20 protein-coding genes are annotated in these 20615 nt (G+C 39.0%); 10 read left to right on the top strand and 10 right to left on the bottom strand.

Features of this window, described 5'->3' with window-relative positions; genetic code table 11:
* Window positions 1-42: 42 nt before the first annotated feature.
* Both ACFOSX_RS02310 and ACFOSX_RS02305 read right to left on the bottom strand, forming a co-directional pair.
* Complete coding sequence (locus tag ACFOSX_RS02310) at window positions 43-1647, bottom strand: DUF1501 domain-containing protein (RefSeq protein ID WP_386096614.1); 1605 nt, start codon at window positions 1645-1647, stop codon at window positions 43-45.
* Between the two features lie 8 nt (window positions 1648-1655).
* On the bottom strand, window positions 1656-3113 hold the full coding sequence (locus tag ACFOSX_RS02305) for a DUF1800 domain-containing protein (protein WP_386096612.1): 1458 nt from the start codon (window positions 3111-3113) through the stop codon (window positions 1656-1658).
* Between the two features lie 255 nt (window positions 3114-3368).
* Between ACFOSX_RS02305 and ACFOSX_RS02300 the strand changes: the two genes are divergently transcribed.
* The 3 genes from ACFOSX_RS02300 (at window position 3369) to ACFOSX_RS02290 (ending at window position 5568) form a co-directional block, all read left to right on the top strand.
* Window positions 3369-4295 carry a S66 peptidase family protein gene (locus ACFOSX_RS02300; RefSeq protein ID WP_386096610.1) on the top strand — a complete coding sequence of 309 codons (927 nt, stop codon included), beginning with the start codon at window positions 3369-3371 and terminating at the stop codon, window positions 4293-4295.
* 52 nt (window positions 4296-4347) lie between these two features.
* Entirely contained in the window at window positions 4348-4707 is a 360-nt protein-coding gene (locus ACFOSX_RS02295) for a YraN family protein (protein ID WP_386096608.1), read from the top strand.
* Window positions 4708-4893: 186 nt separating this feature from the next.
* A complete protein-coding gene (locus ACFOSX_RS02290; protein ID WP_386096606.1) occupies window positions 4894-5568 on the top strand; it encodes a hypothetical protein in 675 nt (224 codons plus the stop codon).
* Window positions 5569-5673: 105 nt separating this feature from the next.
* Here the strand turns inward: ACFOSX_RS02290 and nadD are convergent, their stop codons facing one another.
* The 3 genes from nadD to ACFOSX_RS02275 all read right to left on the bottom strand — a co-directional run bounded on the left by nadD (window position 5674) and on the right by ACFOSX_RS02275 (window position 7804).
* Window positions 5674-6252 (bottom strand): nicotinate (nicotinamide) nucleotide adenylyltransferase, encoded by a 579-nt coding sequence (gene nadD / locus ACFOSX_RS02285; RefSeq protein WP_386096604.1) that lies wholly within the window; start codon window positions 6250-6252, stop codon window positions 5674-5676.
* A gap of 90 nt (window positions 6253-6342) precedes the next feature.
* Window positions 6343-6915, bottom strand: coding sequence for a guanylate kinase (gene gmk, locus ACFOSX_RS02280; RefSeq protein ID WP_386100179.1), 573 nt, complete (start codon window positions 6913-6915; stop codon window positions 6343-6345).
* A 31-nt stretch (window positions 6916-6946) separates the two neighbouring features.
* On the bottom strand, window positions 6947-7804 hold the full coding sequence (locus ACFOSX_RS02275) for a YicC/YloC family endoribonuclease (RefSeq protein ID WP_386100176.1): 858 nt from the start codon (window positions 7802-7804) through the stop codon (window positions 6947-6949).
* Between the two features lie 129 nt (window positions 7805-7933).
* Between ACFOSX_RS02275 and ACFOSX_RS02270 the strand changes: the two genes are divergently transcribed.
* Entirely contained in the window at window positions 7934-8410 is a 477-nt protein-coding gene (locus ACFOSX_RS02270; protein WP_386096602.1) for an acyl-CoA thioesterase, read from the top strand.
* Window positions 8411-8648: 238 nt separating this feature from the next.
* On the opposite strand, the gene ACFOSX_RS02265 is transcribed toward ACFOSX_RS02270, so the two are convergent.
* The 3 genes from ACFOSX_RS02265 to ACFOSX_RS02255 are packed head-to-tail and all read right to left on the bottom strand — an operon-like array spanning window position 8649 to window position 11025.
* Complete coding sequence (locus ACFOSX_RS02265; RefSeq protein WP_386096600.1) at window positions 8649-9785, bottom strand: hypothetical protein; 1137 nt, start codon at window positions 9783-9785, stop codon at window positions 8649-8651.
* On the bottom strand, window positions 9786-10679 hold the full coding sequence (locus ACFOSX_RS02260; protein WP_386096598.1) for a DMT family transporter: 894 nt from the start codon (window positions 10677-10679) through the stop codon (window positions 9786-9788). It lies immediately after the preceding gene.
* Window positions 10669-11025: an arsenate reductase family protein gene (locus ACFOSX_RS02255; RefSeq protein WP_386096596.1), complete on the bottom strand. Its 357-nt coding sequence runs from the start codon at window positions 11023-11025 to the stop codon at window positions 10669-10671. Before ACFOSX_RS02255 ends, ACFOSX_RS02260 begins: the two co-directional genes overlap by 11 nt.
* A 133-nt stretch (window positions 11026-11158) precedes the next feature.
* On the opposite strand from ACFOSX_RS02255, the gene ACFOSX_RS02250 reads away from it, so the two are divergent.
* Window positions 11159-11614: a DinB family protein gene (locus tag ACFOSX_RS02250; RefSeq protein ID WP_386096594.1), complete on the top strand. Its 456-nt coding sequence runs from the start codon at window positions 11159-11161 to the stop codon at window positions 11612-11614.
* A 2-nt stretch (window positions 11615-11616) separates the two neighbouring features.
* Window positions 11617-12870 carry a cation:proton antiporter gene (locus tag ACFOSX_RS02245; RefSeq protein ID WP_386096592.1) on the top strand — a complete coding sequence of 418 codons (1254 nt, stop codon included), beginning with the start codon at window positions 11617-11619 and terminating at the stop codon, window positions 12868-12870.
* Here the strand turns inward: ACFOSX_RS02245 and ACFOSX_RS02240 are convergent.
* Entirely contained in the window at window positions 12867-13577 is a 711-nt protein-coding gene (locus tag ACFOSX_RS02240; RefSeq protein WP_386096590.1) for a DUF3298 and DUF4163 domain-containing protein, read from the bottom strand. The genes ACFOSX_RS02245 and ACFOSX_RS02240 overlap by 4 nt on opposite strands.
* Before the next feature lie 189 nt (window positions 13578-13766).
* On the opposite strand from ACFOSX_RS02240, the gene ACFOSX_RS02235 reads away from it, so the two are divergent.
* On the top strand, window positions 13767-14906 hold the full coding sequence (locus ACFOSX_RS02235) for a cystathionine gamma-synthase (protein WP_386096588.1): 1140 nt from the start codon (window positions 13767-13769) through the stop codon (window positions 14904-14906).
* Between the two features lie 64 nt (window positions 14907-14970).
* Here the strand turns inward: ACFOSX_RS02235 and ACFOSX_RS02230 are convergent, their stop codons facing one another.
* Window positions 14971-15792: a THC0290_0291 family protein gene (locus ACFOSX_RS02230; RefSeq protein ID WP_386096586.1), complete on the bottom strand. Its 822-nt coding sequence runs from the start codon at window positions 15790-15792 to the stop codon at window positions 14971-14973.
* Window positions 15793-16013: 221 nt separating this feature from the next.
* Between ACFOSX_RS02230 and gdhA the strand changes: the two genes are divergently transcribed.
* From gdhA to recO, 3 genes are all read left to right on the top strand, one after another.
* Window positions 16014-17357: an NADP-specific glutamate dehydrogenase gene (gdhA, locus tag ACFOSX_RS02225; protein ID WP_386096584.1), complete on the top strand. Its 1344-nt coding sequence runs from the start codon at window positions 16014-16016 to the stop codon at window positions 17355-17357.
* 117 nt (window positions 17358-17474) lie between these two features.
* Window positions 17475-19853 carry a type IX secretion system anionic LPS delivery protein PorZ gene (gene porZ / locus ACFOSX_RS02220; RefSeq protein ID WP_386096582.1) on the top strand — a complete coding sequence of 793 codons (2379 nt, stop codon included), beginning with the start codon at window positions 17475-17477 and terminating at the stop codon, window positions 19851-19853.
* On the top strand, window positions 19854-20576 hold the full coding sequence (recO, locus tag ACFOSX_RS02215) for a DNA repair protein RecO (RefSeq protein WP_386096580.1): 723 nt from the start codon (window positions 19854-19856) through the stop codon (window positions 20574-20576).
* The last annotated feature ends 39 nt before the right edge of the window (window positions 20577-20615 follow it).

The raw sequence follows: 20615 nt of genomic DNA, 5'->3' as shown, positions 1-20615 counted from the left end.
GTTGCTGAATCGGTATTCAATCTAAGGTGTTACCGCTTAATTTTATTGAATCAAAATAGATTTACTGAAATTTTGGCGCCCTGCCGTAATCTTGTAAATGTATTGCCCAACATGAAGTTTGGTCTTTACCGCTTTTTTAATATCAATACTATGTTCCCCAGCAAATAGCATATCATTTTGTAGTGTTGAGATTTTTCTACCCATAATATCATAGATAGTTACTGAAATTTTTTGAGCATAGGGGTTAACAAATTTGAGTATGGGGTCGCCCGTTGGATAGATAACGTAATGTTTAAAACGGACTTGATTAAAATCGTCAGTACTCAATCGACTACAACCAAAGCCGATATCTACACGTTCATAGTTAACATTTAGTAATGCTTCATCCACTAAATTAGGATCTACGCATAACCATTCTTCCATAACTGTAGCGTAGATACCTCTAAAATCTTGTTTGTATTCTAAGTTTCCTCCTACTAAAGCTGATAGGTTAGGGTGTTCTCCAACGAAGCCATTGCCTTGTAGCGCTGGCCCAAAAAAGAATAACGGCGCCGAAGTTCCATGGTCAGTACCTTCTGACCCATTTTCATGTACACGACGACCAAATTCACTCAAGGTCATCGTCAAAACATTTTGATCTATTCCTGTTGTTGCTAAGTCTTCATAGAAGGTCTTTATAGAGTTGGAAAGATCTGTAAGTAGTTGTTGATGGGCATCTGGTTGATTGGCATGCGTATCAAAACTACCAAGAGTTACCATGTAAACCTTGGACCCTAAATTTCCTTTTATTAAACGAGCCACAATGGACAATTGTTGTCCTAGGTCCGAATCTAAATACGTAGCGCCATTAGTACCATTTTCATAAGCTTGGTGTATCACACCTGCATACTGGTAAGTTGTATTGGTGGTACCGCGCATAAACTCCAATTGCTCACCGTAAACACAATCGGGAAGGTTATTCATGTCATGTACTGTTCCGTTTTCAGCAATAGCTTCTAACTGATTTGGGTTAGCGACCGAAAAAGCATAATTAGTAGCATCACCATCAAAAATCAGGTTCCCTGTACTTCCAATCTGTACTGCGGCCGGAATGCTTGGGGGATTGACTAGATATTCAGGATAAAGTTCTTCAAAATAACGACCCAACCAACCAGATTGTGTTACATTGTTATGGTCTGTAGAAGCCCAAACATCCGATCCTGCAAAATGCGATTGATTAGAGTTTTCGTACCCTACACCATGAATCACCTTCATACCACCATTGTCCCAAAGGTTCAATAAATCTGACATATAGCTTGGCATTCCAAAATCAGCACTAAGGTTTACGAGATTCTCTTGACGAAGCCTAATTGTTGGCCTAGCTTGCGCGTAGGTGTCATAATCGTAAATAGGTATTATGGTATTGAGACCATCATTACCACCTTTCAGTCGTATAATGACAAGGACCCTGTCCGATTCTGAAGCGCTCAGCGCAGCGGCCAATTTAGAATTGGTCGATGCAGAAAGTGGTGTGCCCCCTAAGAGCATTGTGCCAGTACCTGCTAAACCTAAAGCTTGTAAAAAGGAACGCCTGTTCCACTGCTCGTGCTCTTCATCGTGGGCATTTATTCCAAATTTGTGTTGTATATTTTTATCGTGATTGCACATAGCGTAGGTTATTTAAGTTGGAATTCGGGAATGGTAATTAGATGTCTTAAAAGCAAAACAACTTGGTATGGTGCGGTATCCCATTGCAAGTTCCATAATCCATCGTCGTAGTAATTTTGAGGCACATTATGCTTAAAGATATCCGAAGCAACTTGGTAATCTGATTCAGTATGAAGCGGTATCGGTACAAATCGGTCAATAATGCTTTTGGCCACAAAGTACGGATCAGTACTGTTAGAAGAACTTTCTACCGCAAAGGTTCTCAATTCTTCCCTAAAGTTGTCCCAAGTGTGCCAAACCACCCAACCGAGCACCTGCCAGCGACCTGTTAATGTACTGGAGTTTATCCAGTCTTTATCGCCTTGCCACCCAGCCACGTCAATAGGCTCAAATAGTGTTTGTCCCAGCGTTGAAGTAAACCAGTGAAATGCTTCGAGATAATCTTGAGTTACGCTAAAATTCGTCACCTTTAGATAAGACATAAAAAGATCATAAGGACTCTTAATAGAAACGCCGATAGTCTTCGCATCAAAAAAATGTTCGCTTTTAAATAGGACACGCAACACATTTTTAATATCTAAATCTTGTTGAAAGATGCTCGCCATTTCTGCAACCACAGCCTCGTTAATCGTAGCACTTACAAAATGGTGATACAACTTCTTACAAATGAAATTGGCTATTAACGGTGTTTTTTCTTCGAAAAGAATTCTAATAACATCTTCATAACCAAAATTCCCTTCTTGTGTAAAAATAAGTTTATTAGAAGTATCAAAAGTTGATTCATCATAGGTAATCGGAGCGGTCCAATGTGTTCTATGGTTATAGCCCGTTAACGCTTTTGAGGTTTCTACAATATCTTGCTGCGTATAACCATTGTCCACACCAAGGGTAAACAATTCATATAACTCGCGCGCATAGTTTTCGTTAGGGCTGAATTTGGTATTTTCAAGGCCATTCAAGTAAATCAGCATGGCGCTTGTTTTACCTATGGCATCCACAAAGTCCTTAAAATTTCCAAAAGCATGAGCTTCTAGTGTTGTAAAATACTCGTAAAGATGATTACTAGAATAGTAGTCTTCTAATCGCGTCACAAAATGATTGCTCCAAAACAGCATGAGTTTTCCCCTAAGGCCATAATTAAGCATATAATCCATAAATGCATTGCGGACTTCCATATGATTTGCTTGGGTCTGTTCATCAAAATCCAATCCAAGGTTTTGGTAATCGGCATAAACAAAATCAGACCAAGCTGGTGTTGGCCAAGCCATTGCATCAGCTGACGAATCAACAAGTTGGTCAATAAAATTACTCGGTGATTGGCTTAGTCCGTTCGTAATCTCAGATTTAGAAGCGTCGTAGCCCAAGCGTCGGAAGGCATGTCTTACACGGGTTTCGTCCCAAGGGTTTTCAGGTGAAGAAACGTAAGGCTGAAGCGTTCCGGTAATACAGGAAGTCATGGTTGCCATATGTAGGTTTTTTTGGTTGGACAATACGCTAATTTGGGGTAACCTATTGTCTATGTACGGTTTGAATATACACTTTAGACTTTAAAAGTTAAGAAAAGTTTAAAATTTTTCGATGATTGACATTACAGGCAACCTTATTATATTTACAGAAAAGCGACAATGAACTTATTTAATATGCTGAAATATCTGTGCGTTTGTACTTTAATGTGGTGTAGTTTTAGCCTAAATGCTCAAAATAATGCGGAGACGGAATCTATGAAAACAAATTATATTCAACCCGATTTTTTAAAAAAAGGCGATACCGTGGCCATTGTAGCACCTTCAGGCATTTTGAAAAACCGTGAACGCGAAGTACAGCAAGCCGTCGACTTATTGAAAAGCTGGGGCTTGCATGCTGTAGTTGGGAAACATGTATTTTCCAAGTCCGACCATTTTGCAGGTACGGATATGCAACGCTGTGAAGATTTGCAAAACGCCATGGACGACCCTAAAATCAGTGCTATTTGGTGCGCGCGTGGTGGCTATGGAACCGTAAGAATTTTAGATAAGTTAGACTATTCAAAATTTAAAAAGAAGCCGAAGTGGCTCATTGGCTACAGCGATATTACGGCGCTTCATAATCAACTGAATAACGAAGGGTTTCAATCCTTACATGCACTAATGTGTGTAAGTTTAACCAAGGATTTAGAGGATGTGAAATCGAGCATAGATACGTTTAAATCGGCTTTATTTGGTGCGCCAGAAGCCTACACCTTGGAAGGTTCAGACTACAACAAAACAGGAACAGCCAAAGGCCCTTTAGTAGGAGGGAATCTAACATTGCTACACACCATGTTGGGCTCAGATACCAGCATCGACACCAAAGGTAAAATACTTTTTATTGAAGAGATTGGCGAATACAAATACCATATAGACCGCATGTTGCAAAGCTTAAAGCGTGCCGGTTATTTTGAAGACTGTGCGGGTGTTTTGGTAGGCGACATGTCCAAGATGCGAAAAAACACAACACCCTGGGGAAGTTCTGTAGAGCAACTCATCATTGATGCCTTATCGGAATACGATTTCCCGATTGCCTTTAATATGCCAGCTGGTCATGAAAAAGTGAATAAAGCTTTGGTTATGGGCAAGACGGTTGAGTTAAAGGTGCAAAAGGACAGCAGTACGTTGACCTATATCGATTAATTGAAAACCAACAGTGACTGCTTACTGCATACTAAATACTGTTGACTAACAAATGGCCCAACACAACGAACTTGGTAAAAAAGGCGAAAAAATGGCAGTGGATTTTCTACTTAGCCATGGCTATACCATTGTGGCGCAAAATTACCGATTCGATAAAGCAGAGGTTGATATTATAGCTCGGTTAGAAGATACCTTGGCGATTATTGAAGTCAAAACACGGTCTACGATAGATTTTGGAAATCCACAAGATTTTGTAAAACCGAAACAAATCAAGAATTTGGTCAAGGCTGTGGATGAGTATGTCACCATTCACGATTTGGATGTTGAAGTCCGGTTTGACATTATTGCCATTGTGAAGAATGGAAAAACTTACGACATTGAGCATTTAGAAAATGCTTTTTATCATTTCTAATAGGATTAAATACGGTAATTAGTGAAACGTGAGCAATGTCCGAAATTGTCAATTCTAGACTAACAACAATTTCAAATAAGTATAATCCTACAAATTTAACACACGATTAACCTTTCATCGAAAAAATTAGGTGTTTATCTTCATTACGTTTAAATTTCACTTTTTATAATCCCAAATAATAAAACCATGAAATCAAAATTACACCTACTGTCCGTGCTTTGCGTTGCATTTATATTTAGCTGTTCTACGGAACAAGTTGAGGGGACTCCAGAACAGAATTACTTTAGAGTTTCGGAATATACCGTGAATAATTCGGCATCTAGCCGTTCTGTAAATGAAGAAACCCCTTGCTTTACAGTCGATTTAGTCGCAGGACAACATATGGTTATGGGTACAGTTTCTGTATCAATGACAGATGAAGACCTTGTTCTAACCTACGAAACCGATGCGGATTGGACTATCGGAACAACCCACGTGAGTATTGGAGATTGTAACGAAGAATGGGTGCCAACTACTGGTTCTGGAAATCCCAAAATCGGAAAGTTTGGCCATACCGAACCACACAGCGCTGATATCAACAAAGTAGTTTATCTAATTAGCAGAGAGGTTATGCCAGAATCCGACCTATTTTGCTTTGCATCCCATGCAGAAGTTATTGGGCCAGATGGAGAAGAAACAGCTTGGGCTGGAAATAATGGTGATGAATCTGATGATGATAGCGATGACGGCGATGGAAACGACGGTGGAGGCGGTGTCTTTAGACAAATGGATTTAGATACAGAAGGTTACAATGTTATATCATTCTCTGGACGAAGCTGGGCTATGTATATTGAAGCTTTGCAGTCGACTTGTGAGGATTAAAATAGAGCAACTATATATTTATTGAGTAATATTGGACCTGTCAGGTGTTTAAAATTAGACAGGTCCTTTTCTTAATTCTCAATTACTTTCAGGAGCTATAGTTTACTACCGATAAAAATTCATCTCATCTACATATTCCCAAACATGCTCTGGTAACATAGGACGGATGTTTTTTCCAGCTTTGATTTCTGAACGGATAAACGTAGAGGATAATTCCATAATTGGGGAATCAATTTTATGGATTTTTGGATGGTCTTTAAACCGATGTTCTATGGTGCCCGAAGAAATCCTTGGGTACACAAAAATATCGTGATGCTCTAAAATGAGTTCGTAGTTTTTCCACTTGTGAAAGCTCTTCAAGTTGTCTTCGCCCATTAATAAGGAGAATTCGTGTTCTGGGAATTTTTCGAGTAGATAGGTCAGGGTGTCAATGGTATAGTTGGGTTCTTTCAACCCGAATTCGATATCGCTAGGACGTAATTTATTATAGTCTTTGGTGGCACGGTAGACCATTTCCAAACGTTGGTGATTATCCAACAGACTACTTTTCTTTTTAAAGGGGCTCAACGGTGTCACCACAAACCACACTTGGTCTAAATCACTATGCTCCGCCATGTGATTTGCAATGGTTAAATGCCCAACGTGTATGGGATTGAATGTGCCGAAGTATAATCCTATTTTCATGTTTACTTCCCGTGAAAACGGGAATCCTTTTAATTTCAACTGTCCTACAGTCCCAACGCTTCGCAAGCGGGAATCTTTAATTCAAACTTACTAACTCTTCAAAAACTCAGAAACCAGCTGATAAGCATCATCAAGCGCTTGCTCTAAATCTGAATTCACAACAATCTTATCAAACAAAGGCGCTGTAGCTAGTTCCGCAGAAGCTTTTGCCACACGCATATTGATTTTGTCGTCGCTTTCCGTTTTTCGTTTTTTCAATCGTATTTTAAGCTCGTCAATGCTTGGAGGCTTTACAAAAATAGCCAAGGTTTCTTCTGGGAATTTTCGTTTTATACGTAAGCCACCTGAGACATCAATATCAAAAATCACGTTTTTTCCCAAAGCCCAAATGCGTTCCACTTCTGTTTTTAGGGTGCCGTAAAAATTATCCCGATAGACTTCTTCCCACTCCAAAAACTCATCGTTTTTAATTTTCGATTTAAAATCCTTCAGACTTAAGTAATAATAGTCTTTTCCATGGACTTCGGTGCCTCGCTTTTCGCGCGATGTCGCCGAGATGGAAAACTCCAAATTCAATTCCTCTTGCGCGAGCAAATGCCGGACAATTGTGGTTTTTCCTGAGCCCGAAGGTGCTGAGAATACGAGGAGTTTGCCTTTTTTCATCATTGGAATTTGGTGCTTTAGCTATTGAAATTTACAACACATTCAACATCTGTTCCTTAATCTTTTCCAACTCATCCTTCATTTGTACCACCAATTTCTGCATTGGTGCGTAATTGGATTTTGAACCAATAGTATTGATTTCTCGCCCAATCTCCTGGGCGATAAACCCGAGTTTTTTTCCGTTTTGCCCAGCACTATCAATTGTAGATAAAAAGTAGTTGAGATGATTCTCTAATCTTACCTTCTCTTCCGTGATGTCAAATTTTTCAATGTAGTAGACCAGCTCCTGTTCAAACCGATTTTCATCGACTTTTTCTTTAATGTCTGCTATACCTTTTTCCAATCTTGCACGGACGCCATCAATCCGTTCGGGGTCCATTTCAATAACTCGTTTTAGTAAGCTTCTAATAGTTTCGATACGTGCTACAAAATCTTCATATAGAATTTGGCCTTCATCTGTGCGATAAGCCACTATTTTTTCAACGGCAGAATCAATTTCCTGCGCAATGACTTTCCATTCGTTTTCATCAATATCATCACGCTCGGTGGTAACTGCATCTGGAAGACGAATCGCCATTTTTAGGAGTTCCGTTTCGTTCCCATCAACCACATCTTTAAGTTGTTTAATATATTCTTTGACTACGGTTTTGTTGATAGTAGAACTCGTGTCCTCACCAGTGATTTCAACAAATAAGGAAAAATCGATTTTTCCACGTACCAAATGCTTTGCAAGAGTTTTGCGGATGTCTAATTCCTTGGCGCGATACATGGACGGCATGCGCGCATTGACATCGAGATTTTTACTGTTGAGTGATTTAAGCTCAATGGATATTTTTTTCGTCGGAAGTTGAATCACAGACTTCCCGTAACCGGTCATGGATTGTATCATTGTAAACATTAAATGTTGCCCAAAGGTACAAAACTCCATGGTTTATATCCGTCTCATTTAATTTGAAAAGGCTTAGGGTTGACCAACCGAGTTCTTTAAATTTGCCCTTGTTTAAAACATCAGAAATTTATGTACAAGAAGCAATTTGAAATACGATGGAGCGATGTAGATGCCAACGCCCATTTGGCGAATTCTGCCTACACTAATTTTATGAGTCATGCGCGGATGTCTTTCTTTAGCGACCAAGGTTTTTCCTTGGGTGTCATTAAGAAAAACGGACTGGGACCTGTGGTATTTTATGAGCACATGTACTATTTTAAGGAATCATTTTTGGGCCAACCGATTACGGTAACCATTGAGGTTTCTGGCCTGAGTGAAGATGGCATGTTTTTTATGTTTGAACACAACTTCTACAACCACAAAGGCGAGCATTTGGCCTTTTGTGAGATGCAAGGTGGTTGGATTGATTTAACGACTAGAAAATTGACGGGATTACCAGACGATTTATTGCAACTCGCAAATCGCTTTCCAAAGTCTGAAAGCTTTAAAGTGTTGACCAAGGAAGATACTCGTAAACATGGGGTTAAGCCGAAGCCTCTGATGTAGTAAGTAGTTAACTTTTTTAGGCAATGCATTTCCACCATTTAAGTAAAAAATAGATTGTCACACTGAGCGCAGTCGAAGTGCTTTTAAGAGGGGGGGTGAGATTTCTCCGTGAAACTTAGTGAAAATCTGCGAGTCTTGGTGCAAGTTCTTCATGAAACAGGCTGAGATTTCTCGACTACGCTCGAAATGACTGAAAAATTATCTCATCTCTAACATCTAACGTCTCAAGTCTTACATCTCACAGCTTCTTAAACGCCCGATGTTGTCTAAACGACTTAATCTTCACATTTTTAATAAACGGTTTTAGAGTGCTATTAGGCAATTTGTATTTGTGTTTCACATAGCACATGAGTTCTTCGGGTTGAGCACCAAGTGTACTTTTTATTTCTGAAGCAGTTCTTCCTAAATTGATGCGCTCGGCTTTAAGTGAAATTCCGAGGCGCACATAATCATTTAGAATACGTGGATAAATAGCTAAATCCCGATTCTGTTCATAATCAATCCCAATAAAGTGGGCATCTAAATTGTCTTGATTTTTCATCGCCGACAAAAACCCAACGAGCTTGTTTTCGTAAAAGTACCCTTGAATAATAAAGCGCTCTTTAAACTGGGCTTTCAAACTGATGTAGGTATTCAAATCGAGCACTTGCGCATTAAAATCGGCATTGGCTATAGTGTTTTCATACAAAGCTTGTAATGCATTGATATGTTCCGCAATGTCGTGCTCATTAAAAAGCTTTACGGTTAAAGCGTCACTGTCTTTGTCTGCTTTGTTGGCCTTAACGCGGTATTTGGAACGGAGCGCATTTTTATAATCATCAAAGGAGTGCCATTCGGGTTTAAGGCCAATCGTCATGTTGGGCTCTACTCGCATGGAGGCATAATCAAAATCCTTCAATTCGTCTGTGATGCATAGCGATTCGTTTTCAAAATCCTTTACAAAAATGGCGTTCACCCTTATGGATTTCACCAAATCATCAATCGAACTGGCGATGGCTTTAAACGTGTCAACTTTAGGTTCTCCAACTTTCAGAAACGTGCCATATTCGCCACTGAGAAATACATTCCCACAAAACAAAACCCTGATTTTATTGTCACAGAAAATTCCATTTACAAGTCGTTTCAGCCACGGCACAATTTTAATGTTTTTGGTAATGGTTTTGACGCCAATGGTAACCAACTGAGTATTTGCAAAGGCGACGGCGGTAGTGTCTTTCAAAATAAAAATATAATGAAACGTGATGTCATTATTACCGACTTCAAAAGCTTTTAGAAATTCGGGCGAATAATAACTGTTTTGGGTACAGTGTAAGTCTGCCCAATAGATAGCAGGAATATCATCAACTTTAGTAAAACGTTCGGCGGTTAAACTCAACTAGGATTTCGATTTTGGTTTATAAGATACCAAATACACACCTGAAAAGATAAGACACATGGCGAGAATTTTTACAATGTCTATGGTGTCCACACCCATAACAGTAGCAAACAAACCAGCGATAACGGGTTGAAAATAAATAAACACACCAACAGTTGAGGCTTTTAATCGTTGCAAAGCCAAAGGATTTAAAAGATATGTGCCAAAGGTTGCCCCGACGACGACAAACAAAATGGCAAAAGTTACCGAAGGCGTAAATGTGTGCCATTCAACCGCCATAAGTTGTTCGTAACTAAATGGCAGTATCATGAAAAAGCCAAATAGGAACAGCCATTTTATAAATGTTAGCGGATGGTATTTTGCCGTTAATTGCTTAATTAAAATAATGTAGATGCTGTAAGAGACGGCGTTTACAAAAATGAAGGTATTCCCGAGAAGTACATTATCAGCAGGGCGAGACGATTTGCCGTAGATGGTTAATGCTAGCGCACCAGCTAAGGCCAGAACAACACCCAAAATTTTAAGGTTAGTAATCCGTTCTTTTAATATGATTGCTGATAAAATAAGAATAATGACTGGTGTTATGGTGACGATAGAAGACGCATGAATGGGCGAGGTCAGTTCTAAACCCTTCAAGAACAACATCATGTTGATAGCGACGCCGAAAATTGCGGCGATAAAAAACTTAAAATAGTCGCGTTTATCAATCTTTTCCTTAGGCAAAAACAGACTCAAAATCCAAAACAATAATGTAGCTCCTCCAACCCTTAGCATTACCAACGCAAATGGTTCTACAAAACCATCATTAATAACGGTTTTGGCAAAGGTATAGTTGAGTCCATACAACACCTGAACCGCAAATAGAGCAATTAAAGCCCAGGATTTAGCTTTCATGTATGGCTGTTTTGGCTTCGGCTATGGTCTTTTTTGAATTTCCAACAAAGATTTGGTCACCATTGATAATTACGGGACGTTTTAAAAAGGTATAATGGTCTAACAAGTAGTGTTTAAAGTCTGGTTCCTTCAGGTTTTTGTCTTTCAGTTCCAAGGATTTGTAAAGTCGTGCGCGCTTGCTGAATAAAGCTTCGTAGCTTCCTGCGAGTTTGGCCATCTCGTCGATTTGAGCTTTGGTCATAGCGTCAGTTTTTATATTCTGAAGGCTAAAGTTTGAAGGCAAATCGAGCTCATTCAAAATACGTTTACAAGTATCGCAAGTGCTGAGGTAATAGACTTTTTTCATGCTAACTTCCCGAGGCATCGGGAATCTTATTTAAGGAAGAGCAAGGCTTCATCCGAATTAAACTTAATTTCTAACCACAAAGTACGTCCATTTCAGGCTAAAAAATCTGTACTTTTATTGAAAATTTATACGCATGACTTGGGCATTGGATGTAACGCTGAAAAGCAGAAAATATGTTTACGGTTTATTGGAAAACCTCTCTTTGGAACAATTGAACAAGGTGCCGGAAGGCTTTAACAACAACATCATTTGGAATGTGGCGCACACCATCGTCACACAGCAATTACTGGTGTATCGCTTGTCTGGCCTGCCGTGCATGGTGCCCGAAGATATGATAGCACGCTACCGAAAAGGCACAAAAGCCGAAGGCGATGTCACCCAAGCCGAAGTAGACGCCATTAAAAACTTAATGTTTTCCACCATTGAAAAAACGGCGGAAGATTATGATAACGAAGTGTTTCAAACTTATAACGAATACACCGTAACCACAAAAAACACTTTGACCAACGTCGATGATGCTATTGACTTTAACAATTTTCACGAGGGGATTCATTTAGGCTACATCCTCGCCTTACAACGCGTTATTTAATTATGGAATACTATACTATTGCCTCCATTTTGGTGGTGCTTTCTGCTGTTTTTGGTTACATCAATGTGAAGTTTTTAAAGTTGCCAATTACCATTGGGTTGATGATTATCACTCTGTTATTTACAGCTTTGGTGGTAGTTATTGCGCAATTTGATGATACTTTACTGCTACGCGAAAAAGCTTTCATTTCGGGCATTGATTTTGAAACAGTTTTACTCGATATCATGCTGAGTTTCCTACTTTTTGCAGGCGCTTTGCATACCAATTTCGACCAACTTAAAATACAGCGCTGGCCCATATTGGTCTTCGCTACTTTTGGGGTGTTAATCAGTACCTTTTTGGTTGGTGGCATTATGTTTTACGTCCTTGGCTGGATGGGACTCGACGTGCCGTTCATTTACTGTTTATTGTTTGGTGCTCTGATTTCCCCAACCGACCCCATTGCCGTTTTAGGCATACTGAAAAAAGCTGGTGCACCCAAAAAATTGGAAACCAAGATTGTGGGCGAATCCCTATTTAACGACGGTGTTGGTGTGGTGGTTTTTTTAACGATTTATGCCATAGCCAAAGCGCCTAACGAAGCGATTGTTTTTTCTGAAATAGCTCAGCTCTTTCTACAAGAAGTCATTGGCGGTATCGGTTTGGGACTCATTTTGGGCTGGATAACCTATCGCTTAATGAAGTCCATAGACAATTACGAAGTCGAAGTGATTTTAACCATCGGCGCGGTGATGGGCGGTACTTTAATTGCGCATAAATTTCACTTATCGGCACCTTTGGCTATGGTCACCACAGGCTTGTTTGTGGGGAATGATACAGTTAGAGAATCGAGTATGTCCGAAATCACAGAGCTCTACGTGGATAAATTTTGGGAACTGATAGACGTTTTACTCAATACCATATTATTTGTGATGATTGGTATGGAAATGCTGGTGTTGACCTACCAAGAGAACTATCTCTATGCTGGTTTATTGGCCATTCCGCTGATTCTTATTTGTCGTTACCTCTCGCTATGGTTACCCATAAAATTCTTTGCTAAACGCTTGGAGTTTGTCCCAAAAACAACCCTTATCATGACTTGGGGTGGATTACGCGGAGGAATCTCCATAGCCTTAGCCTTAAGTTTAACCAAAGACATGCACCGCGAGTTGTTTTTAGTGATTACTTATTTAGTGGTCATTGTCTCTATTGTTGGACAAGGTTTGACTGTCGGACCGATAATTAAGCGGATTACGGAGCGGTATAAAGTGGATTAATTTTTTATTGAATATTGTTCGATTTCCTCATAACCAACCACAAACTCCACAAAGCCTCTATCATAAGACGCAACTTCGTAGGTGTTGTATAAAAAGATAACGCCGTCTTCTGTAAAGCCAAAGTTTTCAGGAAGCTGGAAGTCTTTCCCAAAGAAATAGTCATGGTTCTCGTCTTCGTCGTCATCGGAAACGGTTTTATAGAACTCTGATTTAACTTTTGTTTTCATTGCGTCCATATCACTAAAAACATCATCGTAGGCCAAAAGCTTACCGGTTTTTGGGTCAAAATTTAGTAGATTAATACGGTCATTACCATGTGCGCCTCCGGTATCTTGGTAAATGCTAAGAGCAAGACTTAAGATGTCTTCCGATTGATAAAGCACTTCAGTTTCAATACTAAGCACCCATTGTTGTGCGCTGTCGGGGAAGTCTTTTTTGAAGGCCTTATATTCATCATCAAAGGCTTTTACGGCAGAAGCTACGGTTTCGCTGGTTTCTTGTCCGATTTCTTCTTTAATCCTCTCGGACAGAGTTATGTTTATAGCGTCGCTCGCAGTTCCTTCAGAAAAAAGAGCATAACTGACTTCAATCTCCGAAGCAAAATCACCTTCAATATTTGTAGTCTCAAAAGCGAGTGGCTTTACTTCGTCTTTACAGGATAAAAACGAAAAAACGAGTAAGAGGACAAGAGCAGATTTTCTAAGCATAAGAGATTTTAAATACTTGAATAAAAAATAATAATATTCAATGACTAATACTAAGTTAAAGGTATGATATGAATTTGAATACACCGAATTAACCGTTAAATTTGTGGCGCTTCAAAACAACGATGGTTCAAACGTAAGCAATCGCTAACAGAATCGTCTAAAGCACTTTAATTTTTTCAAATTCAGACTATGAAATTTAATACAAAAACAATACACGGAGGCCAACAACACGACCCAGCTTATGGCGCGGTAATGCCTCCGATTTACCAAACATCAACCTATGCACAATCCACGCCAGGAGGGCATAAAGGGTATGAATACTCACGCACGCACAACCCAACCAGAAATGCCTTGGAAAATGCTTTAGCAAGTATTGAAAACGGTAAACACGGATTGGCTTTTGGCTCAGGATTGGCCGCAATTGATGCGGTTATCAAGTTATTGGAACCAGGCGATGAGGTTATTTCAACTAATGACTTATATGGAGGAAGTTACCGTTTGTTTACAGGGATTTTTAAGAAGTTTGGCATTAAATTTCATTTTGTGGGCATGGAAAATGCCTCTAATATTGAAACCTATGTCAATGAAAATACTAAGCTGATTTGGGTAGAAACACCAACCAACCCAATGATGAACATTATTGACATCAAAGCGGTTTCGGCAGTTGCAAAAAAGCACAATATTATTTTGGCAGTGGACAACACATTCGCAACACCTTATTTACAGCAACCTTTAGATTTAGGTGCGGATATCGTCATGCATTCAGCAACAAAATATATTGGCGGTCACAGTGATTTAGTCATGGGCGCCTTGATTGTAAGAGACGATGCTCTAGCGGAACGTTTGTATTATATTCAAAATGCAAGTGGTGCAGTTTGTGGCCCACAGGATTCGTTTTTGGCGCTGCGCGGGATTAAAACCTTACACATTAGAATGCAACGCCATTCTGAAAACGGTAGAGCCGTAGCCGAATATTTAGATAATCACCCTAAGATTGAAAAAGTCTACTGGCCAGGATTTGAAAATCACCCTAACCACGATGTGGCTAAAGCACAAATGAATGATTTTGGTGGCATGGTCTCCTTTGTTACCAAAGGCAATAATTATGATGAAGCCATTAAGATTGTAGAAAACTTAAAAATCTTCACCTTGGCGGAATCTTTAGGTGGTGTAGAATCGTTAGCCGGACATCCAGCAAGTATGACTCACGCAAGTATTCCAAAAGAAGAACGTGAAAAAACTGGTGTGGTTGATTCCTTAATTAGATTAAGTGTTGGGATTGAAGATGAGGGGGATTTGATTGCCGATTTAGAACAAGCCATCGGGTAATTTTTAGAATAAAATATAAAATAAGGTCTCAAGCAATTGAGGCCTTTTTTATTTGAAGACTTTTCTAATCTAAATAATAGATATAGCCAAAATTCAACCAAACCAAAACATCGTTGAATTTATTTGACGGTAATTTATGATTAAATCCATCAATCCAATCACTGAAATAGTATTGGAACCTGAGGTCAATCATCAAATCGGAAAGAATTGTCAATTTATAGCGCGTCCCGACACTCGTCACGACTGACCAGGCATTGATTTGGTCCAAGTCTATTGGGTATTCGCCCTGACTGGCCGCAATCCAAGGTTGGTATATGTTATTAGGATTGAAAACATTATTGTCCTGTACGCCATTAACAGAGGTGTAATCGGTAAATGCTTTTGGCGAAGATGTAGTATAATGCGCACCCAAACTTATAAAAGGGCCCCAAGCGCCACGATGCGATGAAAAGGCACGAATGCTGAATGGGAAATACTCCAACTGCATTCCAATATCAAAGTTATTGGCCTGCCCAGAATGGCGTCTCAATCGTTCTGCATTTTCACTAGTTAAAGATGGGTCAACCCACTTGCCAAAATGATCTAGGTTCGTTTGGTTATAAGAAATTTCACTTCTAAGCTTAAAGTGATCATTAAAATAAGTATCTGCTGTGTAGCAATTACAGTCTGCTCGGTAAGAGAAATTGATGTAGTGAATTAACCCAATACCGTAGCCAGTATTTCCAATATTATTCTCCTCATTGAGGCGTTGTCCGTAATCCGAGCGAAACTGCACAGGCCCTACAATAACGCCAAGTTCATGGGAAAAGCCCAACTGCGAAAAGCCTAGCTGAGCGGATAGCAAAGCCATCCCCAAAACAAAAAATCGCTTAAAATGTAGAACCATAGGTTATTATAGATTTAGGCTGCATTCGGGACAAATATAGAAAATATCGACGAAATACAAAATAAAACGGACGAAATGCATTTTTATTATTATCAATCAGGGAAGTAGTACGAAGATAGCAAAATTTTAATGCCATTGAGAATTTAAAAAAATTAAGCTGTCATTATTACATATAACGTATCTTTGGGGCATAAAATTCTTATGTTTTTAATAATATTCATATGAGAGAAAAAATAGATGCATTTTTGGCAGAGGTCAAAAAAAGAAATGGCCACGAGCCAGAATTTTTGCAAGCTGTTGAGGAAGTTGCCGAAACAGTGATTCCATACATCGCAAAACACAATATTTATAACGGAAAAAATATACTATTGCGTATGGTTGAGCCAGAACGCCTTATTTCGTTTAGAGTGTGCTGGGTAGACGATGAAGGAGAACTACACGTTAATAGAGGCTATAGAATTCAAATGAATTCGGCTATTGGCCCATATAAAGGCGGTTTGCGTTTTCACCCTTCTGTAAATGCAAGTATTTTAAAGTTTTTAGCTTTTGAGCAGGTCTTTAAAAATGCCTTGACCACATTGCCTATGGGTGGTGGTAAAGGTGGATCGGACTTTGATCCAAAAGGAAAAAGCGATAACGAAATTATGCGTTTCTGCCATGCGTTTATGTCTGAATTATTCAGGCACATCGGGCATAACACAGATGTTCCAGCTGGAGATATCGGTGTAGGCGCTAGGGAAATTGGATTCATGTTTGGTATGTACAAAAAATTAAAGAACTCATTTACAGGCGTGTTAACCGGTAAAGGTCAGTCTTGGGGTGGTTCTCTAATTCGTCCTGAAGCAACAGGCTATGGTAACGTGTATTTTGCCCAAAATATGTTGCAGACAAAAGGTGATTCTTTCGACGGTAAAAAAGTTGTGATTTCAGGTTCTGGTAATGTAGCGCAATATGCTGCTGAAAAAGCCATAGAGCTTGGAGCAAGGGTATTGACTTTTTCAGATTCTGGAGGTTATATTTTGGATGAAGACGGTATTGATACAGAGAAGCTAAAGTTCGTTATGGAATTGAAGAATGAAAAGCGAGGCCGTATCAGTGAATATGTAGATAAATATCCAAATGCCAAATATTTTAAAGGTGAAAGACCTTGGTCAGTGGCTTGTGATATTGCTTTGCCATGTGCTACACAAAATGAATTGAATGGCGAAGAAGCCAAACAATTGATAGATAATGGTTGTATATGTGTGTCCGAAGGTGCTAATATGCCATCAACGCCAGATGCGATTCATGAGTTCCAAAAATCGAAAATTTTATTCGCACCAGGTAAAGCTTCTAATGCTGGTGGTGTAGCCACGTCTGGATTGGAAATGAGCCAAAATTCCTTGCGTTTAAGCTGGACTAGAAATGAAGTGGACGATCGATTAAAAGACATTATGGAAGACATCCACGATTCTTGTGTAGAGTACGGTAAGAACGACGATGGTTCTATAGATTACATCCGAGGTGCAAACATTGCAGGTTTTGTAAAAGTTGCTGACGCTATGTTAGCACAAGGTGTAGTGTAAAGACCAAATCATAAGATTAAAGCCCAAATCCCATTGCGGATTTGGGCTTTTCTATTTTTGTATATGATAAGCCATAAATTACCGTTAGTATTAGATATATTTGAAAAAATCTCTGAAATGTTGAAACGAATTTTAGTCGTTTTTATCTGTCTTTGCGCCTCATTTTCTTCAAGCTTAGCCCAAGATTTTTCCATCCTTTGGAAAGATCATTTTTCATATAACGCCATTGTTGATGAAACAAGAAGCGAATCTAAACTCTATGCGGCAGCTGAAAATGCGATCTTTTCATACGATTTTACAACAGGTGATATTGAAACAATTACCACTATAAATGGACTTTCTGGAGATAGAATTTCGACGATTGAATTTAGTGAGTCTGCACAACTCTTATTGATTGGCTATGGCTCAGGATTGATTGAGGTTTATTTTGAAGATGATAAAACTGTGCTTTCTGTCGTTGATATTCTTGAAAAAATCACCATCGATCCGAGTATCAGAGGAATTAACGACTTCTTCTTATTTGAAGATTTGGCCTATGTGTCTACAGATTTTGGAATTTCGGTTTATGATATTAACAGATTGGAATTTGGAGACACTTATTTTATAGGGCCTTCTGGGAGTCAGATTCCCGTGGAAAAAACAACCGTAGCCAATGGCCAGATCTATGCGGCGTGTAGTATGAACTTTGGAATATATACCGCCTCGGTAGACAATCCAAACCTTATTGATTTTCAGCAATGGCAAAACATCATTTCTGGTGATTTTAGATCAATAGAAATGTTGAATGATAATATATATGCATTACGCTCAAACCGTGGACTCATCCAAGTAGTAAACAATACAGCGGTTAATATACAGACTTTTAATTCACTTCCTGTCGATACCGAAGTTGCAGAAAATCGTCTGCTGTATACTACACCGACCAATGTATACATCTATGATGACGGTTTTAATCTAGTCGCTCAAATAAATCCGATACCAGAATTTGATACTCGATTCACATCGGCTATGCTTTTCGAAGATGATATTTATATAGGGACCGAAGATTTTGGAGTCTTGGCTACTGAGACGCTAAATCCTATTGAGCCATTAGAAATAAGACCAAATGGACCATTACGAAACGACACCTTTAAACTGGATATTTTAAATTCGGTGTTATATACAACCTTTGGCGATTATGATATCGGTTTGAATCCCTTTCCATTAGACAGTCGTGGTATCAGTCGATTGATGGAAGGTGAATGGCAAAGTAAACCATTCGATTCTATATTGGGTGCACGTTCACTGACCAATCCTAAAATAAATCCAAACAATACCAATCAAGTTTTCATTGGCTCCTTCCATGATGGCCTCTTGGAGTTTAATGATTTTGAAGCGACGACACTATTTGATAATACAAACAGCCCTTTAAAATCAATTATACTTCCTGGAGCTCCTAATTTTGTAAGTATCCGAGTTGCAGCTCTTACCTTTGACGAGGACGGTAGATTGTGGACCACAACAAGCCTTGTAGATGATGCGCTTTCAGCTTATAATCCAGCATCGCAACAGTGGCAACAATACAGTTTTGAAGATGCAATCCAAGATCCACTAAATGATGAACAAGGATTCCCAGAAATGGCTATTGATAGGAACGGGACTAAATTTGTTGGCGCAAGACGAAACGGTATTATTGGCTACAATGAAACTCTGGCCAACCCTATTAAACGTTTTATAGGTCTTGAAAATGGTTTGCCCAGCAATGCCGTAAGGGCGCTAGCTTTTGACCAAAGAAATCAATTGTGGATTGGAACGGAAAAAGGCCTTCGTGTTATGTTTAATTCCTCTGAATTTTTCGAAGATGATATCACGGTTGAACCTATTATCTTTTTAGAAAATGGTCTGGCTAGAGAGTTGTTGGAGAACCAATTTATTACAGATATTAAAGTAGACGGCTCTAATAATAAGTGGATTGGTACAGCCGATTCTGGTGTGTTTTTAGTGTCTCCTAATGGACAAACAATTATTTATAGATTTACTAAAGCTAATTCGCCATTACCTAACAACACCATCAATGATATCGTCATCGATGACAATGATGGTACCGTCTATTTTGCCACGCCTAATGGTATGGTCTCTTTCAGGGCAGGTGGCTCTCAACCTGTTGAGGATTTAGAAAGCGCCTATGTTTACCCAAACCCAGTAAGACCTAATTACGATATTCTAGGTTTTGATGATTTAAACGATATCACCAAGGGAATAAAGATTGTAGGGCTTACTGAGAACGTCAACGTTAAGATTACTGACATAGCTGGTAACTTGGTTGCTGAGGCACAATCTAGAATCAATAGAAGAAGTTCCGATATAGGCTATAATTTTGCCATTGACGGAGGTACAGGTATTTGGAATGGTAAAAACTTAGGAAACAACGTCGTGGCTTCAGGTGTATATCTTATCCTCATTTCCGATTTGGATACTTTTGAAACCAAGGTGTTAAAGCTTCTAATTGTGCGATAGATGGATATTAAATCTAGAGCCATCGTCCTTTCAAAACTAAAATTCAAAGACTACGACCTCATCGTAAAATGCTACACCAAGCATCGTGGTGCGGTAAGTTATCTTATAAAAGGAGGGTTAAAAAACTCAAAAACTGCGAAGGCGAAAGCGGTCTATTTTCAGCCTTTATCCCAGTTGCAAATTGAAGAAGCCTACAAGGTTTCACGAGATTTACAGTACTTAAAAGAAGTAAGGCCAGAGTATATTTACAAAAGCCTGCATACCAATATCTACAAAGGCTCTATTGTTTTGTTTCTGTCGGAATTATTGACCTCGGTGCTTCAAGAAGAGGAAAAAAATGAGGCATTGTATGATTATTTGGAAAGCGCCTTTCAATATTTGGATGATGTGGAAGCCTATTCAAACTTTCATTTATTATTCCTGTTACGATTGACTCAGTTTTTAGGTTTTTATCCTGAAAGTTCTTCTGAAAGCTATACACATTTCAATTTAATGACCGGTCAATTTGAAAGTCAGCCTTCCGGCATCTATTCTATTTCAGGGAAAAATTTAACACTGCTAAAAGACCTTTTGGGTATGGATTTTGAGGCACTTCAAACTATAAAAATAACGGCCCAAGAAAGACAGGACTTTTTGAATATGTTATTATACTATTTTGAGTTACATTTGGGCAGTTTTAGAAAACCGAAATCCTTGAAAATCCTTAACGAAGTCTTTCACTAAGGGTTAAAAACCACCAAAGCTAATCTGTTGACGACTTTA

The sequence above is a fragment of the Winogradskyella maritima genome (assembly GCF_042650215.1).
Taxonomy (GTDB): Bacteria; Bacteroidota; Bacteroidia; order Flavobacteriales; family Flavobacteriaceae; genus Winogradskyella; species Winogradskyella maritima.
Note: the sequence above shows the minus strand (reverse complement) of the source record. Positions and strands in the feature narration are given on the sequence as shown.